Genomic DNA, 16191 nt, shown 5'->3' with positions numbered 1-16191 from the left:
CCATCAGGGCTGCGAACGAGTGCGGTCGCGCTCGTCCGAGGGGGCCGTCAGGGCCCGCGGGAAATTGAACAGCAGGGTGCTGCAGCGCAGCGCGCGGGACAGCAGCGCCAGCGCCACCAGCACGAGGCCGATGGGCAGCACACTCTTGAAGATGAAGCGGTAGGGCAGCCCACTGGGCGCCTGGGAGCGTTCGTTGTAGAGGTAGGCCTTGTAGGCGTAGGGGATCAGTGCATCGATCATCAGCACGATCACCGGCAGCGCCAGCAGGGCGATGGCCAGCAGCTCGATCCAGGCCTGGCTGCGCAGGCTGAAGCGTTCGCGCAGCACGTCGACGCGCACATGGTCGTCGCGCACCACGGCGTAGGCGAGGGCGAGCATCAGGGCGGCGCCGAACAAGTGCCAGGACAGTTCTTCCAGCGCAATGGAACCGCGCGAGAGGGCGAAGCGGCTGAACACGTTGGCCAGCACGACCAGCAGAACCGCCAGCCAGAGCCAGGCGCTGGCTTGGCCGATGGCGACCAGCAGGCGTTCCAGCGGCCGCGAAATACGGTTGTACGGCAGCGCGTCGGGCGCTGGCGCATCGGGAGAGACGGGCTTGAAGGACACGGCGGACCTCGGAATCTCGGCACACAGGGATAGAAGGCGGGCACGTCGCCGTGCCCGCGGGCTGCAGCGCAGCCGTCAGTCGTACTTGTAGAAGTCGCGCGGCAGGTAGCCCATGCCGTGCCAGATTGAGTGGTGCTTCATGAACTCGCGCTGGCTGGTCAGTACGCGCTTGAACATCTCGTCCTTGGCGGCCATCTCGTCGAGCACCTCATCGGTGACCTTCTGCAGCTCGCGCAGTACCGGCTCGGGCAGCACTTGGGCCTTCACGCCCTGCTTCTGGTAGTCACGCAGCGCGGTCGGCTGAGCCCACTCGCTTTCGGCGAAGCCCTTGAGCGTGGCCGACTCGCAGCCCATCTCGATGAGCGCACGGCTCTCCGGCTTCAGCTTGTCCCAGACGTCCTTGTTCACCAGCAGGTGCGAGGTGGTCAGCGTCTGGTGCCAGCCGGGCATGATGTAGTTCTTGATGATCTGGTCCAGGCCCAGCATCTTGTCCACCGCCGGCTGCGAGAACTCGGTGGCGTCGATGGTCTTGCGCTCCAGCGCCTGGTAGATCTCGCCGCCCGGCACCATGGTCACCGAGGCGCCGAGCTTTTCCAGCACCTTGCCGCCGATGCCGGCGAAGCGGATACGCAGGCCATCGAAGTCTTCCAGCTTCTCGATGGGCTTGGCGAACCAGCCGGCGCCTTCCGGGCCGATGATGCTGCACAGCATCGGATGGATGTTGCGCTGGGCGTAGATTTCCTCGAGCAGCTTCTTGCCGTCACCCTGGTAGTACCAGGCCAGGTGCGCCGGCGGCTCCATGTTGAACGGCGCGCCGGAGTACAGCGGCAGGGCCGGAATGGTGCCCTGGTCGTAGCCGATCCAGGTGTAGCCGGCCGGGTACTTGCCGCTGCTCACCGCATCCATGATCTCGAACGGCGGCACCAGTTCGCCCGGCTCGTAGTAGCGCAGCTGGATGTCGCCGCCCGAGACGGCCTTGAGCGATTCGGAAAGGTGCTTGACCGGCGTGGTCAGGCCGATCAGGTGGGAGGGGAAGGCCAGCGGCACCTGCCAGCGGATCTTCTCCGCGGCACTGGCGACGCCACTGAGCAGGCTGGCGCCGAGCAGGGTGGTGGCACCGATGGCGCAGGCGATACGGGAAAGCTTGTTCTTGGTCGACATGCAGATTTCCTTCTTGTTGTTGTTCTGTGCCCGAGGGCGGACGCGTAACCGCCCGTGGGTCGAGGGCGTTAACAGGCCAGAACAAGAACAGAGGCCGAGCCGATGCTGCCGATCCGGCGCCAGTCTTGTTCTTTGGTTTGTTCTGGCGTCGCGGGGTGGATTGCAGGTTCTGTGCCTATCACCCGCGAACGAGGAAAGGCGCGCGCTGCAGCGCTATTGGAGTGATTGCAGGGCGATAGCGGTGTCCGCTGCGGCAGACACTGCCCGGATGGATATGCGGCAGTGTCCGAAATTCTGGAACATGTCCATTTCTTTGGACGGCGCTATAACGAACGGGCGGACAAACGAATCCGGCGTGCGCAGGGCGCAACGCCGGATGAGAGGCAGGCGAGAAGGGCGTCGGATCAGCTGGCGGCTTGCTTGGCCAGTGTGCTTTCCAGAGCGGTGCGGCAGCGCTCCTCGGCGGTGTCCAGCTCCAGCTGCATCTGCTGGATGTCGAGCAGCTGCTGCTCCAGCTGCTGACGCCGCTCGGCGATCATCTGCAGCATGATGTTCAGCTGCTTCTGGTTGCCGGCCTTGGGATCGTAGAGCTCGATCAGGGTCTTGCATTCGGCCAGCGAGAAGCCGATGCGCTTGCCGCGCAGGATCAGCTTCAGCGCGACGCGATCCTTGGGCGAATAGATGCGCTCCTGGCCGCGGCGGGTTGGCGTGAGCATGCCCTGTTCTTCATAGAAACGGATGGCGCGGGTGGTGATGTCCAGCTCGTTGGCCAGGTCGGAAATGCTGTAGGTCTGTTTAGCCATGATTCCTTCCGATCATCCTCTGTCACGCCCGGTGATCCGGGCGCGTATGTCTGCCCCGCGCCGTGTGATTCGCTCAGGGGCGTTCGACTGCCAAGGCTACTCCCTGACCACCACCGATGCACAGTGTCGCCAGGCCCTTGCGCGCGTCGCGGCGCTGCATCTCGTGCAGCAGGGTCACCAGGATGCGGCAGCCCGAGGCGCCGATCGGGTGACCGAGGGCGATGGCCCCGCCGTTCACGTTGACCTTATCGGCATCCCAGCCCAATTCCTTACCGACCGACAACGCCTGCACGGCGAAGGCTTCATTGGCTTCGATCAGGTCCAGCTCGGCCAGCGTCCAGCCGGCCTTGTCCAGGCAGCGACGGGTGGCGGTGACCGGGCCGATGCCCATGATCGCCGGGTCGACGCCGGCGTTGGCGTAGCCGGCGATCTTGGCCAGCACCGGCAGGCCCAGGGCCTCGGCCTTGCTGGCGCTCATCAGCACCACCGCGGCGGCGCCGTCGTTGAGGGTCGAGGCGTTGCCGGCGGTGACGCAGCCGTCCTTCTTGAAGGCTGCACGCAGGCCGCCGAGGGATTCGGCCGTGGTGCCGGCGCGGGGCTGCTCGTCACGGGCGAAGGCGACCGGGTCGCCCTTGCGCTGGGGAATCATGACCGGGGTGATCTCGGCATCGAAGCGGCCGCTTTCGATGGCCGCCGCGGCACGCTGCTGCGACTGTGCGGCGAAGGCGTCCTGCTGGGCGCGGTCGATGCCGTACTTGTCGGCCAGGTTCTCCGCGGTGATGCCCATGTGGTAGTCGTTGAAGGCGTCCCACAGGCCGTCGGTGATCATGGTATCGACGATCTGCGCGTGGCCCATGCGCAGGCCGGTGCGTGCGCCGGGCAGAACGTAGGGCGCCAGGCTCATGTTCTCCATGCCGCCGGCGATGACCACTTCGGCATCGCCGCAGCGGATCGCCTGCACGGCCAGATGCACGGCCTTGAGGCCCGAGCCGCAGACCTTGTTCAGCGTCATGGACGGTACGGCGTGGGGCAGGCCGGCCTTGATCGAGGCCTGGCGCGCGGTGTTCTGCCCGGCGCCGGCGGTGAGCACATGGCCGAGGATGACTTCATCGACCTGGGCCGGGTCGATACCGGTCTTTTCCAGCAGGGCGCGGATCACGGTGGCGCCCAGTTCGACTGCCGGCACATTGGCCAGCGAGCCCTGGAAACTGCCGATGGCGGTGCGGGTTGCAGCTACGATGACGACGTCTTGCATGACGGACTCCGAATAAAAAAGCGCTACGCCGGGGCGTAACGCGAGGACCAGGCACGCGGCCTGGCTCCGGGAAAGGGTGCCCTCGAACGACAGGGGGCAAGCCGTTGGTCAGCGCGCTGGCAGACCGGTCGATGCCGCAGTATACGGGCGCCTGGGTGACTGGCCAGTGCTGGCGCGCCGCCGGCTCGGGGCGTTCGGGGCAGGCGGGAAGACGCAGCGGGCAAGGGGTGCTCCGGCGTGCTTCCCGCTCCCAGGCTTCAGCGCTGGATCGGGCAGCCGGTGGCCTCTTGCAGTTCCTCGAAGCTGACGCCTTCGGCCAGCTCCACCAGCTTCAGGCCCTGCTCGGTGACGTCCAGCACGCCGAGGTCGGTGATGATCCGGTCGACCACGCCGAGGCCGGTGAGCGGCAGGTCGCAGGCCGGCAGGATCTTGTGCGCGCCGCCCTTGGCGGTGTGCTCCATCAGCACCACGACGCGCTTGACGCCGGCCACCAGGTCCATCGCGCCGCCCATGCCCTTGACCATCTTGCCGGGGATCATCCAGTTGGCCAGGTCGCCCTTCTCCGACACCTGCATGGCGCCGAGGATGGCCAGGTTGATGTGACCGCCGCGGATCATGGCGAAGCTCTGCGCGTTGTCGAAGAAGCTCGAGCCGGGCAGGGCGGTGACGGTCTGCTTGCCGGCGTTGATCAGGTCCGGATCGATCTCTTCCTCGCTGGGGAAGGGGCCGATGCCGAGCAGGCCGTTCTCGCTTTGCAGCCAGACGTCCATGCCTTCGGGGATGTAGTTGGCGACCAGGGTAGGCAGGCCGATACCGAGGTTGACGTAGAAGCCGTCCTGCAGCTCCTGGGCGGCGCGTTGCGCCATCTGTTCACGTGTCCAGGCCATGGTCTCAGCTCCTCACCGTGCGTTTTTCGATGCGTTTTTCCGGGTTCGGGTTGTGCACGATGCGATGCACGTAGATGCCCGGCAGATGAATCTGGTCCGGGTCCAGCTCGCCGGTCTCGACGATCTCCTCCACCTCGACGACGCAGACCTCGCCGGCCATCGCTGCCAGCGGGTTGAAGTTGCGCGCGGTCTTGCGAAACAGCAGGTTGCCGGCCTTGTCGGCCTTCCACGCCTTGACCAGGGCCAGGTCCGCGGTCAGCGATTCTTCCATCACGTACCACTCGCCGTTGAACTGGCGGGTCTCCTTGCCTTCGGCCACCAGCGTGCCGTAGCCGGTCCTGGTGTAGAACGCCGGGATGCCCGCGCCGCCGGCACGCAGTTTCTCCGCCAGGGTGCCCTGCGGGGTGAACTCCAGGGCCAGCTCGCCGGCCAGGTACTGGCGCTCGAACTCCTTGTTCTCGCCCACGTAGGAGGAAATCATCTTGCTGATCTGCCGCGTCTCCAGCAGCAGGCCGAGGCCGAAACCGTCGACACCGGCGTTGTTGCTGATGGCAGTCAGGTCCTTCTTGCCGCTGTCGCGCAGCGCGCCGATCAGCTGCTCGGGGATGCCGCACAGGCCGAAGCCGCCGACGGCAATGGTCATGCCGTCCTGAACCAACCCTTCCAGGGCGTGGGCGGCGTTGGGGTAAATCTTGTTCATGAATTACCTCTACTTGTTGTTCTGTCCGTGCCGGGCGCTACCTGAATGGGCGCCCGACGAATAGGGTTTAGCAAGAACGGTGCCGCTAACCGGCCAGTCTGGCGCGGGCGACCCGCGAACCGTTGGCGCGCCCCAGCAGCTGGCTGATGCGCTGGCCGGCGGCGATCAGTGCGTCGAGGTCGATGCCGGTGGCTATGTCCAGCCCGTTGAACATGTACAGCACGTCTTCGCTGGCGACATTGCCGCTGGCGCCTTTGGCGTAAGGGCAACCGCCGAGGCCGGCGACCGAGCTGTCGAACACGGCGATGCCTTCCAAGAGGCTCGCATAGATATTCGCCAGCGCCTGGCCGTAGGTGTCGTGGAAATGCCCGGCCAACCGTTCGCGCGGCACTTCGCGGGCTACGGTATCGAACAACGTGCGGGTCTTGCCCGGTGTGCCGGTGCCGATGGTGTCGCCCAGGGAAACCTCGTAGCAGCCCATGGCATACAGCTCGCGGGCCACTTCGGCGACCTTGGCTGGCGATACCTCACCCTCGTAAGGGCAGCCGAGCACGCAGGAAACGTAGCCACGCACGCGAATGTCGTGTTCGCGGGCAGCCTCCATCAAAGGCGCGAAGCGTGCCAGGCTCTCGGCGATGGAGCAGTTGATGTTCTTCTGCGAGAAAGCTTCGGAGGCCGCACCGAACACCGCGACTTCCTTCAGGCCGGCCTCGATGGCCGCCTCCAGGCCCTTCATGTTCGGCGTCAGCGCCGCGTAAGTGACCCCGGCCTTGCGCTGGATCTGCGCGAAGACATCGGCGGAGCCCGCCATCTGCGGCACCCACTTGGGCGAGACGAAGCTGCCGACTTCGATATAGGACAGCCCGGCGGCGCTCAGGTCGTCGACCAGACGCACCTTGTCCGCCACGCTGATCGGCTGCTGCTCGTTCTGCAGACCGTCACGCGGGCCGACTTCCACCAGCCGGACCTGTTTGGGCAGGCTCATATGTCCTCCAGGGGTGAGCGCGATTGGTCGGCTCACCGGTTCATGTGTGTCAGCCGAGGCGTCCGGCTACCGGTGGAAAAGCCTGCGGCGTTTTCCACCCTAAGGCCTTGCGTTCGTGCGTAGGGTGGACAACGGCGAAGCCTTGTCCACCTTGGCGACCGTCACGCCTCTTCCATCTCCAGCAGCACCGCGCCTTCGCTGACCATTTCGCCTTCGCTGCAGAACAGGCTCTTGACCACGCCAGCCTGGGCGCTGCGGATGCTGTGTTCCATCTTCATCGCTTCCAGGACGATCAGCGCGGTGCCGGCTTCGACATGCTGACCGGCCTCCACCAGTACACGCACGATACTGCCGTTCATTGGCGCGGTTAGGCCGCCGTGATGCTGGTGGCTGGCCTCGGCTTCGGCGATGGGGTCGAACGCACGCACGGCCAGCCATTCGCCGTTCCACTGCAGGTACAGTGCATCGCCCTGGCGGATCGCCTTGGGCGTGCGGACGTTCTGCCGCGGCGCTGCCGGGTCGACCTTCAGCCGGCGGCTCTCGCCATTGCACTGCAGATGCAGACTGATCTGCGCCGGCATGCCGAAACGCAGCCCGTTGCGCTTGGACCACGGCGAATGGGCATCGTCGTCGCGAACCGAGGTCGGCTCGCTCTGTACGAAGCACTCGGCAGCCTGCTGCCAGAAGGCATCGGACAGCTCGCCGGCCGGACGCAGCAGTTCGCTTTCGTGGCGCGGGATAAAGCCGGTATCCAGCTCGGCCTCGGCAAAGGCGCGATGGCCGACGACGCGGCGCAGAAACGCGAGGTTGGTGCGCACGCCGCCGACGGCGGTCTCGTCGAGCATGGCCAAGAGGCGCAGGCGCGCTTCCTCGCGGTTCTCGCCCCAGGCGATCAGCTTGCCGAGCATCGGATCGTAGAACGGCGACACCGTATCGCCCTCGGCGACGCCGCTGTCGACGCGACGGCCCGGACCATCCGCGGCTTCACGGTAGAGCTCGAGGGTGCCGGTGGCGGGAAGGAAATCGTTGTCCGGGTCCTCGGCGTACAGCCGTACCTCGATCGCATGGCCGATCAGCGGCACCTGCTCCTGGCTGATCGGCAGCGGTTCGCCGCGGGCGACGCGAATCTGCCAGGCGACCAGGTCGAGGCCGGTGATGGCCTCCGTGACCGGGTGCTCGACCTGCAGACGGGTGTTCATTTCCATGAAGAAGAATTCGCCACGGGCATCCAGCAGGAATTCCACGGTGCCAGCGCCGACGTAGCCGATGGCCTTGGCCGCCTTCACCGCGGCTTCGCCCATGGCACGGCGCAGCTCGGGGGACAGGCCGGGGGCAGGGGCCTCTTCGACCACCTTCTGATGGCGGCGCTGGATCGAGCAGTCGCGCTCGTTCAGGTACAGGCAGTTGCCGTGCTGGTCGGCGAAGACCTGGATTTCCACATGGCGCGGCTTGAGCACGTATTTCTCGACCAGCATGCGCGAGTCACCGAACGACGACTGCGCCTCGCGCTGCGCGGACGCCAGCGCCTCGGCCAGGTCCGCCTCGCGCTCGACCACCTTCATGCCCTTGCCGCCGCCACCGGCGGTGGCCTTGAGCAGCACCGGGTAGCCGATCTTTTCCGCGGCAGCACGGAAGGTTTCCACGTCCTGCGCTTCGCCGTGGTAGCCCGGTACCAGCGGCACGCCAGCTTCTTCCATCAGCGCCTTGGCGGCGGACTTGCTGCCCATGGCGTCGATGGCGGAGGCGGGTGGGCCGAGGAAGATCAGCCCGGCCTGTTCGATGGCGCGGGCGAACTCGGCGTTCTCCGAGAGGAAGCCGTAGCCCGGGTGGATCGCCTGGGCGCCGCTGGCCTTGGCCGCCTCGATCAGCTTGTCGATGCGCAGGTAGCTCTCGGCCGGCTTGGCGCCGCCCAGGTCGATGCGGATATCGGCCTCGCGGGCATGGCGCGCGCTGGCATCGATGGCGCTGTGCACCGCAACGGTGGTCAGGCCCATGGCCTTGGCGGTGCGCATCACGCGGCAGGCGATCTCGCCGCGGTTGGCGACCAGCAGGGTATCGATATGGCGATTCATCACTTCTTCTCCTGCCAGGCGGGCGTGCGTTTTTCCAGAAAGGCGCTCAGGCCTTCCTGACCTTCCGGGCTGGTGCGCAGGCGCGCGATGGCCTGTTCGGTGGTCTGGCGCAGGTCGGCGCTGAAATCGCCATCGCCCACTTCCAGCAGCAGGTCCTTGCAGGCCTTGAGCGCCTGCGGGCTGTTGAGCAGCAGGTTGTCGACCCATTGCTCCAGCGCGGCGTCCAGCTCGCTGGCCGGGTAGGTTTCTGCGAGCAGGCCAAGTTCGCGGGCACGTGTGCCGTCGAAGCGTTCGGCGGTCAGCGCGTAGCGGCGGGTGGCGCGCTCGCCGATGGCCTTGACCACGTACGGGCTGATCACCGCCGGCGCCAGGCCGATGCGAACTTCCGACAGGCAGAACAGTGCGTCGCGGGCGCCGATGGCCATGTCGCAGCAGGCGATCAGCCCCAGCGCGCCGCCAAAGGCCGCGCCCTGTACCACGGCCAGGGTCGGCTGCGGCAGCTGGTAAAGGCGCTGCATCAGCTCGCCGAGTTCGTGGGCGTCAGCCAGGTTCGCCTGGTAGTCGAGTTTGGCCGACTCGCGCATCCAGCCCAGATCCGCGCCAGCAGAGAAATGCTTGCCGCGCCCGCGCAGGATGAGGAAGCGGATGCCCGCATCGTCCTGCACCTGGGCCAGCGCTGCGTTCAGTTCGCCGATCACCTGGGCGTCGAAGGCATTGTTCTTGTCCGCGCGGTTGAGCCAGAGGGTGGCCACGCCGCGCGCGTCTTTGTTCAGTTCGATGGTCTGGAAATCGGTCATCTCGGCATCCTCGATGCGACTGCAGGCGCCGGCGCGCTCGGCTGCCGGCGGCACGGATTACATGCGGAACACGCCGAAGCGGGTCGGCTCGATCGGCGCATTCAACGCGGCGGACAGCGCCAGCCCCAGCACCTCGCGGGTCTGCGCCGGGTCGATCACGCCGTCGTCCCACAGCCGCGCGCTGGAGTAATAGGGATGGCCCTGGCGCTCGTACTGTTCGAGGATCGGCTGCTTGATGGCCGCCACCTCATCGTCGCCGAGGCTCTTGCCGGCGCGCTCGCTCTGCTCCTGCTTGACCTGGGCGAGCACCCCGGCGGCCTGTTCGCCACCCATCACGGCGATGCGCGCGTTGGGCCACATCCAGAGGAAGCGCGGGTCGTAGGCGCGACCGCACATGCCGTAGTTGCCGGCACCGAAGCTGCCGCCGATGAGCACGGTGAACTTCGGCACCTGGGCGCAGGCCACCGCAGTGACCAGCTTGGCGCCGTGCTTGGCGATGCCGCCGGCCTCGTATTTCTGCCCGACCATGAAGCCGGTGATGTTCTGCAGAAACAGCAGCGGGATGCCGCGCTGGCAGGCCAGTTCGATGAAGTGCGCGCCTTTCTGCGCCGCCTCGGCGAAGAGGATGCCGTTGTTGGCAAGGATGGCGATCGGGTAGCCGTGCAGATGGGCGAAGCCGCAGACCAGGGTGGTGCCGAACAGCGCCTTGAATTCATCGAACTCGCTGCCGTCCACCAGCCGTGCGATCACTTCGCGCACGTCATAAGGCTGCTTGGCCTGTGCCGGGATCACGCCGTACAGCTCGTCGGCGGCATACAGCGGTGCGCGCGGTTCGCGGGTCTGCAGCTGGCCGAGCTTGCGCCAGTTGAGGTTGGCCACGCAGCGGCGGGCGATGGAAAGCGCGTGCTCGTCGTTCTCGGCGTAGTGGTCGGCGACGCCCGAGGTCTTGCAGTGCACGTCGGCGCCGCCCAGCTCCTCGGCGGTCACCACTTCGCCGGTGGCAGCCTTCACCAGCGGCGGGCCGGCGAGAAAGATGGTCGCCTGGTTGCGCACCATGATGGTCTCGTCGGCCATCGCTGGCACGTAGGCGCCGCCGGCAGTGCAGGAACCCATCACCACAGCGATCTGCGGGATGCCCATGGCGCTCATGTTGGCCTGGTTGAAGAAGATGCGGCCGAAGTGCTCGCGGTCTGGGAACACCTCGTCCTGTCGCGGCAGGTTGGCGCCGCCGGAGTCCACCAGGTAGATGCAGGGCAGGCGGTTCTCGCGGGCGACGGTCTGCGCGCGCAGGTGCTTCTTCACCGTCAACGGGTAATAGGTGCCGCCTTTCACGGTGGCGTCGTTGGCGATGATCATGCACTCGACGCCTTCGACGCGGCCGATCCCGGCCACTACGCCGGCAGCGGCGACATCTTCGCCATAGACCTCATGGGCGGCCAGCGGCGCGAGTTCGAGAAAGGCCGAGCCGGCGTCGAGCAAGGTGTCGATGCGCTCGCGCACCAGCAGCTTGCCGCGCGAGACGTGGCGCTGCTGGGCGGTGGCGCCGCCGCCTTCGCTGACACGGCCGAGCAGGGCGCGCAGGTTGTTCACCTGTTCGAGCATCGCCGCGCTGTTGGCGGCGAACTCCGGCGAACGGGTATTGATCTGGGTGTGCAGGATGGCCATGGTTGGCTCCGTTCAGTTCCATCATGGATGGCTCTGCCATCCACCGACTGCGGTGGAAAAACGCTTCGCGGTTTTCCACCCTACGAGGGTTGGGCGTTGTTCCGCCCGCAGCTCACCTGGATTCGTTGAACAGCTCGCGTCCGATCAGCATCCGGCGGATCTCGCTGGTGCCGGCGCCAATCTCGTAGAGCTTGGCGTCACGCAGCAGGCGGCCGGTGGGGAATTCGTTGATATAGCCGTTGCCACCGAGGATCTGGATCGCCTGCAGGGCCATCTGCGTGGCGTTTTCGGCGGTATAGAGAATCACCCCGGCGGCGTCCTTGCGGGTGGTCTCGCCACGGTCGCAGGCCTGGGCGACGGCGTAGAGATAGGCACGGCTGGCGTTGAGCTGGGTGTACATGTCCGCCACCTTGCCCTGAATGAACTGGAACTCGCCGATGCTCTGACCGAACTGCTTGCGGTCGTGGATGTAGGGCACCACCACGTCGAGGCAGGCCTGCATGATCCCGGTCGGGCCGCCGGCCAGTACCACGCGCTCGTAATCCAGGCCGCTCATCAGCACCTTGACGCCGCCGTTCTCGACGCCGAGCACGTTCTCTTGCGGCACCTCGACGTCATCGAAGAACAGCTCGCAGGTGTTGGAGCCACGCATGCCGAGCTTGTCGAACTTGTTGCCGCGGGAGAAACCTTTCCAGTCGCGCTCGACGATGAACGCGGTGATGCCGTGCGGACCCTTGTCCAGGTCGGTCTTGGCGTAGATCACGTAGGTGTTGGCGTCCGGGCCGTTGGTGATCCAGGTCTTGCTGCCGTTGAGCACGTAGCGGTCGCCGCGCTTTTCGGCGCGCAGCTTCATGGAGACCACGTCGGAGCCGGCATTCGGCTCGCTCATGGCCAGCGCGCCGACGTGTTCGCCGCTGATCAGCTTGGGCAGGTAGCGGGCCTTCTGCTCGGGGTTGCCGTTGCGGTTGATCTGGTTGACGCACAGGTTGGAGTGGGCGCCGTAGGAGAGGGCGACCGAGGCCGAGCCGCGGCTGATCTCTTCCATCGCCACCACGTGGGCCAGGTAGCCGAGGCCGGCGCCGCCGTATTCCTCGGAGACGGTCACGCCGAGCAGACCCATCTCGCCGAATTTCTTCCACATGTCGGCCGGGAACAGGTTGTCCTGGTCGATGGCCTCGGCGCGCGGCGCCAGCTCGGCGGCGACGAAGGCCTGGACCTGCTCGCGCAGCATGTCGATGGTTTCACCGAGGGCGAAATTGAGGCTGGAGTAGTTCATGGGGCCACCTGCTTGTCTTGTAATTGTTCTGTGTTCAGAGAATTCGTGCATCCGGCGGGTTCCGGCCGGCGCTCCGGTCGCAGCCTGAGCGCCTTCGGGAAGTGGCTGCTCGCTGCTTTACGTTAACGTAAAGGTCCGCCAGCGGTCTGTCAACATGCCAGCGGGCGGCGTTCTGCAAGCATAGGTGCACGGCAAGGGCGGTGCTGCCCGGCCATGGATGCCGCGGGTGGTGTTTCGTCGGCGGTCGGGCACTCGGCTCGACGCGGGCGGGACTAAACAGGCAATGGTCGGAGCGCCGGCCTGTCATCGACGAGGAATTCATGCCCCGTATCGGCTTCGCCTGCATGTATCGCCATCCGCAACAGAGCCTCTCGCTGAAGGAGCTGGAGCGCATCGAGCGCACCTTCAACCCGCGCAGCACCACGCTGCGCTGGATGGCCTCGGCGGGGCGCGAGGCGGCCGAAGCGAAGCTCGAGGAGATCGTCGAGCACAACCTGAACGCCCAGCGGGTGTTGCTCGAATACGTCGCCACGTTGCCGCCGATGCTGCGCATGTTGCGGCTGTCCAGCGACCTGCTGCCGTTCTACAGCCATGCCGAGATCGCGCCGTTTTACCGCCGCGCCGAAATGCAGAGCCGCCTCGAGGCGGGTTTCGCCGCGATCGGCGAGCTGGCGCGGGCCCACGACATCCGCCTGTCGATGCATCCCGGCCAGTACTGCGTGCTGGGGTCGGACAAGCCGCAGGTGGTGGAGAACAGCCTGGCGGAATTCGAGTACCACGCCGACATGATCCGCATGATGGGTTATGGCCGGCGCTTTCAGGACTTCAAGTGCAACCTGCATATCGCCGGGCGGCTCGGCGCCGAGGGCGTGCGTGCCGTGTGGCCGCGCCTGTCGACCGAGGCGCGCCAGTGCATCACCTTCGAGAATGACGAAAAGACCTATGGCCTGGACGACTGCCTGGGGCTCGCGGACCTCGCGCCGGTGGTGCTGGACATCCATCACTGCTGGATTCACGAGGACCGCTACATCGAGCCGGACGACCCGCGCATCGAGCGTGTTCTGGAAAGCTGGCGCGGCGTGCGGCCCACCATGCACTACTCGCAGCCGCCGGAGAGCCTGATGGAGCTGGGCTTCGCGCCGGAGCGGAAGCTGGAAATCCCCGAGTTGCTGGAGCAGGTCAGCAAGCGCGACCTCTATGCGCACAGCAAGCGCATGTGGAACCGCTGGACGAATCGCTATGCGTTTCAGTTTCTGGACCGCTTCGACATCATGCTCGAAGCCAAGGACAAGAACCTCGCTGCGCTTGACTTCCACCACGAGTACCAGTGCGAATGCGCCTGATGGGGGAGCGCGCGGCATCATTGCGAAGCACCTGAATCCGTGCCGCGATTGCCTGCATCCAGGCCTGCCATGGCAGTCTGATCTGACCCGCAACGCCCCCGCGCCGCACCGCTGGATACTGGCTATTTGCCTTCTCGCGCCCTCGACTTTCGCCTACTCCGCGACATGTTGTCACTTAGTTACCTTTACGTTAACGTAATCGTGGCCTAGGGTGACTGTCAGCAGCGCCAGCGCCCTTGCGAGTACGCCTCATAACAAACATAAGACTGAGGAAATCGTCATGAGTCTTCCGAGCTATACCTGCGGACCGCAGAGCAAACCCCTGTTGCCCATGACCATCGGCGCGGCGTTCGACCGTACCGTGGAGCGCTTCCCCCAGCGTGAGGCCCTGGTGGTGCGCCATCAGCAGCTGCGTTACACCTGGGCGGAACTGGCGGAGGCGGTGGACCGTTGCGCGCGTGGCCTGCTGGCCCTCGGACTGCAAGCTGGCGAACGAGTGGGCATCTGGTCACCGAACAATGCCCAGTGGTGCATCACCCAGTTCGCCACCGCGAAGATCGGCGTGGTGCTGGTCAACATCAATCCCGCCTACCGCCTCAGCGAACTCGAGTACGCCTTGAAACAGTCCGGCTGCCGCTGGCTGATCTGCGCCGATGCCTTCAAGACGTCCGATTACCACGCCATGCTCCACGAGCTGCTGCCGGAGCTGGAAAGCGCCGCCGTCGGGGCCCTGCAAAGCCATATGCTGCCCGAGCTGCGCGGTGTGATCAGCCTGTGCGACAAGCCGGTGGACGGCATGCTGCAGTGGCAGGCGCTGATGGAGATGGCCGAGCAGGTCGGCCCCGAGCAGTTGCGCCAGTGCGGCGAGCGCCTGCAGTTCGACGACCCCATCAACATCCAGTACACCTCCGGCACCACGGGCTTCCCCAAGGGCGCCACGCTCAGCCACTACAACATCCTCAACAACGGCTACATGGTCGGCGAGAGCCTCAGGCTGACCGAGCACGACCGCCTGGTGATCCCGGTGCCGCTGTACCACTGCTTCGGCATGGTCATGGGCAACCTCGGCTGCGTCACCCACGGCACCACGATGATCTACCCGAGCGCCGCCTTCGAGCCGCTGGCCGCGTTGCAGGCCGCGGCCGAGGAAAAGGCCACCGGCATGTACGGCGTGCCGACCATGTTCATCGCCATGCTCGACCACCCGGAGCGCCAGTCGCTGGACCTGAGCAGCCTGCGCACCGGCATCATGGCCGGCTCCACCTGCCCAATCGAAGTGATGAAGCGCGTCATCGACGACATGCACCTGGCCGAAATGCAGATCGCCTACGGCATGACCGAAACCAGCCCGGTCTCCACCCAGACCAGCGCCGATGACGACCTGGAACGCCGCGTCACCAGCGTCGGCCGCACCCAGCCGCATCTGGAAAGCAAGATCGTCGACGAGCACGGCGCGGTTGTGCCGCGCGGGCAGATCGGCGAACTGTGCACCCGCGGCTACAGCGTGATGCTCGGCTACTGGAACAACCCGGATGCCACCCGCGAGGCCATCGACGGCGCGCGCTGGATGCACACTGGCGACCTCGCGGTGATGGACGACGAGGGTTACATCAAGATCGTCGGCCGCAACAAGGACATGATCATCCGCGGCGGCGAAAACGTGTACCCGCGCGAGATCGAGGAATTCCTCTTCACCCACCCGGCGGTGGCCGACGTGCAGGTGATCGGCGTGCCGGACAGCAAGTTCGGCGAGGAGATCGTCGCCTGGGTCAAGCTGCACCCGGGCCATCAGGTCGAGGCCGAGGCGCTGCGCGAGTTCTGCAAGGGCCGCATTGCCCACTTCAAGACGCCGCGGCACATCAAGTTCGTCGACGACTTCCCGATGACCATCAGCGGCAAGGTCCAGAAGTTCCGCATGCGCGAGATCAGCGTGGTCGAGCTGGGCATCAGCGAACAGCACTGACCGGCACCGGCCGGGTTCGCCCGGCCGGCCATTTGCTCATCCGAAATGGAGCTTTCCATGGCGCTGCCTACTACTCAGTCGATCAGCCGTTTTCCGCTGCCCGACAGCCTCGACACACTGCCCTCCGACCTACGCGAGCGGATTCTTGCCGTGCAGGAAAAGGCCGGTTTCATTCCCAACGTGTTTCTCATGCTCGCCCATCGGCCGGCGGAGTTTCGCGCCTTCTTCGCCTATCACGATGCGCTGATGGAGCGCGAAGCCGACAGCCTGACCCAGGCCGAGAAGGAAATGATCGTGGTGGCGGTCAGCGCCGACCACGGCTGCCTGTATTGCGTGGTCGCCCATGGCGCGATCCTGCGCATCCTCGCCAAGGACGCGCAGCTGGCCGACCAGATCGCCGTCAATTACCGCACCGCGCCGATCTCCGAACGGCAGCGCACCATGCTCGACTTCGCCCTGCACCTGGCCGCCGGCCGCGGCGTGCTGGACGACGCCTGGCAGGCACGCCTGGAGGCCCAGGGTTTCAGCCTCGATGACATCTGGGATATCGGCGCCATCGCCGGACTGTTCGGCCTCTCCAACCGCCTGGTGTCCATGGCGCGCACCCCGCCCAACGACGAGTTCTATCTGCTGGGCCGCGTGCCCAGAAGCACCGCGCGCTGAGCGCGAGCACCGCAT

The 16191-nt window shown here is 66.1% G+C and carries 14 protein-coding genes; 3 read left to right on the top strand and 11 right to left on the bottom strand.

From position 1 onward, the window contains the following. Positions 1–3: 3 nt before the first annotated feature. From ACVRRC_RS14385 to ACVRRC_RS14335, 11 genes are all read right to left on the bottom strand, one after another. Entirely contained in the window at positions 4–606 is a 603-nt protein-coding gene (locus ACVRRC_RS14385; RefSeq protein ID WP_472997141.1) for a TRAP transporter small permease subunit, read from the bottom strand. Between the two features lie 75 nt (positions 607–681). Continuing rightward, complete coding sequence (locus ACVRRC_RS14380; RefSeq protein ID WP_011914295.1) at positions 682–1767, bottom strand: TRAP transporter substrate-binding protein; 1086 nt, start codon at positions 1765–1767, stop codon at positions 682–684. 404 nt (positions 1768–2171) lie between these two features. Further along, the gene (locus ACVRRC_RS14375; protein ID WP_011914294.1) at positions 2172–2570 is read right to left on the bottom strand and encodes a MerR family transcriptional regulator; all 399 of its coding nucleotides are present in this window, start codon (positions 2568–2570) and stop codon (positions 2172–2174) included. A gap of 73 nt (positions 2571–2643) precedes the next feature. Beyond that, positions 2644–3825 (bottom strand): acetyl-CoA C-acetyltransferase, encoded by a 1182-nt coding sequence (locus ACVRRC_RS14370; protein ID WP_061373111.1) that lies wholly within the window; start codon positions 3823–3825, stop codon positions 2644–2646. Positions 3826–4082: 257 nt separating this feature from the next. Then, positions 4083–4712, bottom strand: a complete 630-nt coding sequence (locus ACVRRC_RS14365; RefSeq protein WP_014597528.1) for a CoA transferase subunit B — start codon at positions 4710–4712, stop codon at positions 4083–4085. Positions 4713–4716: 4 nt separating this feature from the next. After that, positions 4717–5412: a CoA transferase subunit A gene (locus tag ACVRRC_RS14360; RefSeq protein WP_011914291.1), complete on the bottom strand. Its 696-nt coding sequence runs from the start codon at positions 5410–5412 to the stop codon at positions 4717–4719. Positions 5413–5497: 85 nt separating this feature from the next. Next, on the bottom strand, positions 5498–6397 hold the full coding sequence (locus ACVRRC_RS14355) for a hydroxymethylglutaryl-CoA lyase (RefSeq protein ID WP_256517721.1): 900 nt from the start codon (positions 6395–6397) through the stop codon (positions 5498–5500). A 161-nt stretch (positions 6398–6558) separates the two neighbouring features. Next, positions 6559–8469 (bottom strand): acetyl/propionyl/methylcrotonyl-CoA carboxylase subunit alpha, encoded by a 1911-nt coding sequence (locus tag ACVRRC_RS14350; RefSeq protein WP_437207881.1) that lies wholly within the window; start codon positions 8467–8469, stop codon positions 6559–6561. Next, entirely contained in the window at positions 8469–9266 is a 798-nt protein-coding gene (locus ACVRRC_RS14345) for a gamma-carboxygeranoyl-CoA hydratase (protein ID WP_041771981.1), read from the bottom strand. Before ACVRRC_RS14345 ends, ACVRRC_RS14350 begins: the two co-directional genes overlap by 1 nt. Before the next feature lie 57 nt (positions 9267–9323). After that, positions 9324–10931, bottom strand: coding sequence for a carboxyl transferase domain-containing protein (locus ACVRRC_RS14340; protein ID WP_011914287.1), 1608 nt, complete (start codon positions 10929–10931; stop codon positions 9324–9326). A 112-nt stretch (positions 10932–11043) separates the two neighbouring features. Beyond that, on the bottom strand, positions 11044–12207 hold the full coding sequence (locus ACVRRC_RS14335) for an isovaleryl-CoA dehydrogenase (RefSeq protein ID WP_011914286.1): 1164 nt from the start codon (positions 12205–12207) through the stop codon (positions 11044–11046). A gap of 320 nt (positions 12208–12527) precedes the next feature. Between ACVRRC_RS14335 and ACVRRC_RS14330 the strand changes: the two genes are divergently transcribed. The 3 genes from ACVRRC_RS14330 to ACVRRC_RS14320 all read left to right on the top strand — a co-directional run bounded on the left by ACVRRC_RS14330 (position 12528) and on the right by ACVRRC_RS14320 (position 16176). Next, the gene (locus ACVRRC_RS14330) at positions 12528–13550 is read left to right on the top strand and encodes an apurinic/apyrimidinic endonuclease family protein (protein WP_279647747.1); all 1023 of its coding nucleotides are present in this window, start codon (positions 12528–12530) and stop codon (positions 13548–13550) included. 280 nt (positions 13551–13830) lie between these two features. Continuing rightward, positions 13831–15513: an AMP-binding protein gene (locus ACVRRC_RS14325; protein WP_013983784.1), complete on the top strand. Its 1683-nt coding sequence runs from the start codon at positions 13831–13833 to the stop codon at positions 15511–15513. A 57-nt stretch (positions 15514–15570) separates the two neighbouring features. Further along, positions 15571–16176 (top strand): peroxidase-related enzyme, encoded by a 606-nt coding sequence (locus tag ACVRRC_RS14320; RefSeq protein WP_003280108.1) that lies wholly within the window; start codon positions 15571–15573, stop codon positions 16174–16176. Positions 16177–16191 lie beyond the last annotated feature (15 nt).

It is taken from the genome of Stutzerimonas sp. LR2 (assembly GCF_055755175.1).
Note: the sequence above shows the minus strand (reverse complement) of the source record. Positions and strands in the feature narration are given on the sequence as shown.

Excerpts from the sequence above, each read along its gene's own strand:
- ACVRRC_RS14365 (WP_014597528.1), bottom strand. The coding sequence starts at position 4,712 with ATGGCCTGGACACGTGAACAGATGGCGCAACGCGCCGCCCAGGAGCTG.
- ACVRRC_RS14355 (WP_256517721.1), bottom strand. The coding sequence starts at position 6,397 with ATGAGCCTGCCCAAACAGGTCCGGCTGGTGGAAGTCGGCCCGCGTGAC.
- ACVRRC_RS14370 (WP_061373111.1), bottom strand. The coding sequence starts at position 3,825 with ATGCAAGACGTCGTCATCGTAGCTGCAACCCGCACCGCCATCGGCAGT.
- ACVRRC_RS14350 (WP_437207881.1), bottom strand. The coding sequence starts at position 8,469 with ATGAATCGCCATATCGATACCCTGCTGGTCGCCAACCGCGGCGAGATC.
- ACVRRC_RS14340 (WP_011914287.1), bottom strand. The coding sequence starts at position 10,931 with ATGGCCATCCTGCACACCCAGATCAATACCCGTTCGCCGGAGTTCGCC.
- ACVRRC_RS14345 (WP_041771981.1), bottom strand. The coding sequence starts at position 9,266 with ATGACCGATTTCCAGACCATCGAACTGAACAAAGACGCGCGCGGCGTG.
- ACVRRC_RS14320 (WP_003280108.1), top strand. The coding sequence starts at position 15,571 with ATGGCGCTGCCTACTACTCAGTCGATCAGCCGTTTTCCGCTGCCCGAC.
- ACVRRC_RS14325 (WP_013983784.1), top strand. The coding sequence starts at position 13,831 with ATGAGTCTTCCGAGCTATACCTGCGGACCGCAGAGCAAACCCCTGTTG.
- ACVRRC_RS14330 (WP_279647747.1), top strand. The coding sequence starts at position 12,528 with ATGCCCCGTATCGGCTTCGCCTGCATGTATCGCCATCCGCAACAGAGC.
- ACVRRC_RS14375 (WP_011914294.1), bottom strand. The coding sequence starts at position 2,570 with ATGGCTAAACAGACCTACAGCATTTCCGACCTGGCCAACGAGCTGGAC.
- ACVRRC_RS14380 (WP_011914295.1), bottom strand. The coding sequence starts at position 1,767 with ATGTCGACCAAGAACAAGCTTTCCCGTATCGCCTGCGCCATCGGTGCC.
- ACVRRC_RS14360 (WP_011914291.1), bottom strand. The coding sequence starts at position 5,412 with ATGAACAAGATTTACCCCAACGCCGCCCACGCCCTGGAAGGGTTGGTT.
- ACVRRC_RS14335 (WP_011914286.1), bottom strand. The coding sequence starts at position 12,207 with ATGAACTACTCCAGCCTCAATTTCGCCCTCGGTGAAACCATCGACATG.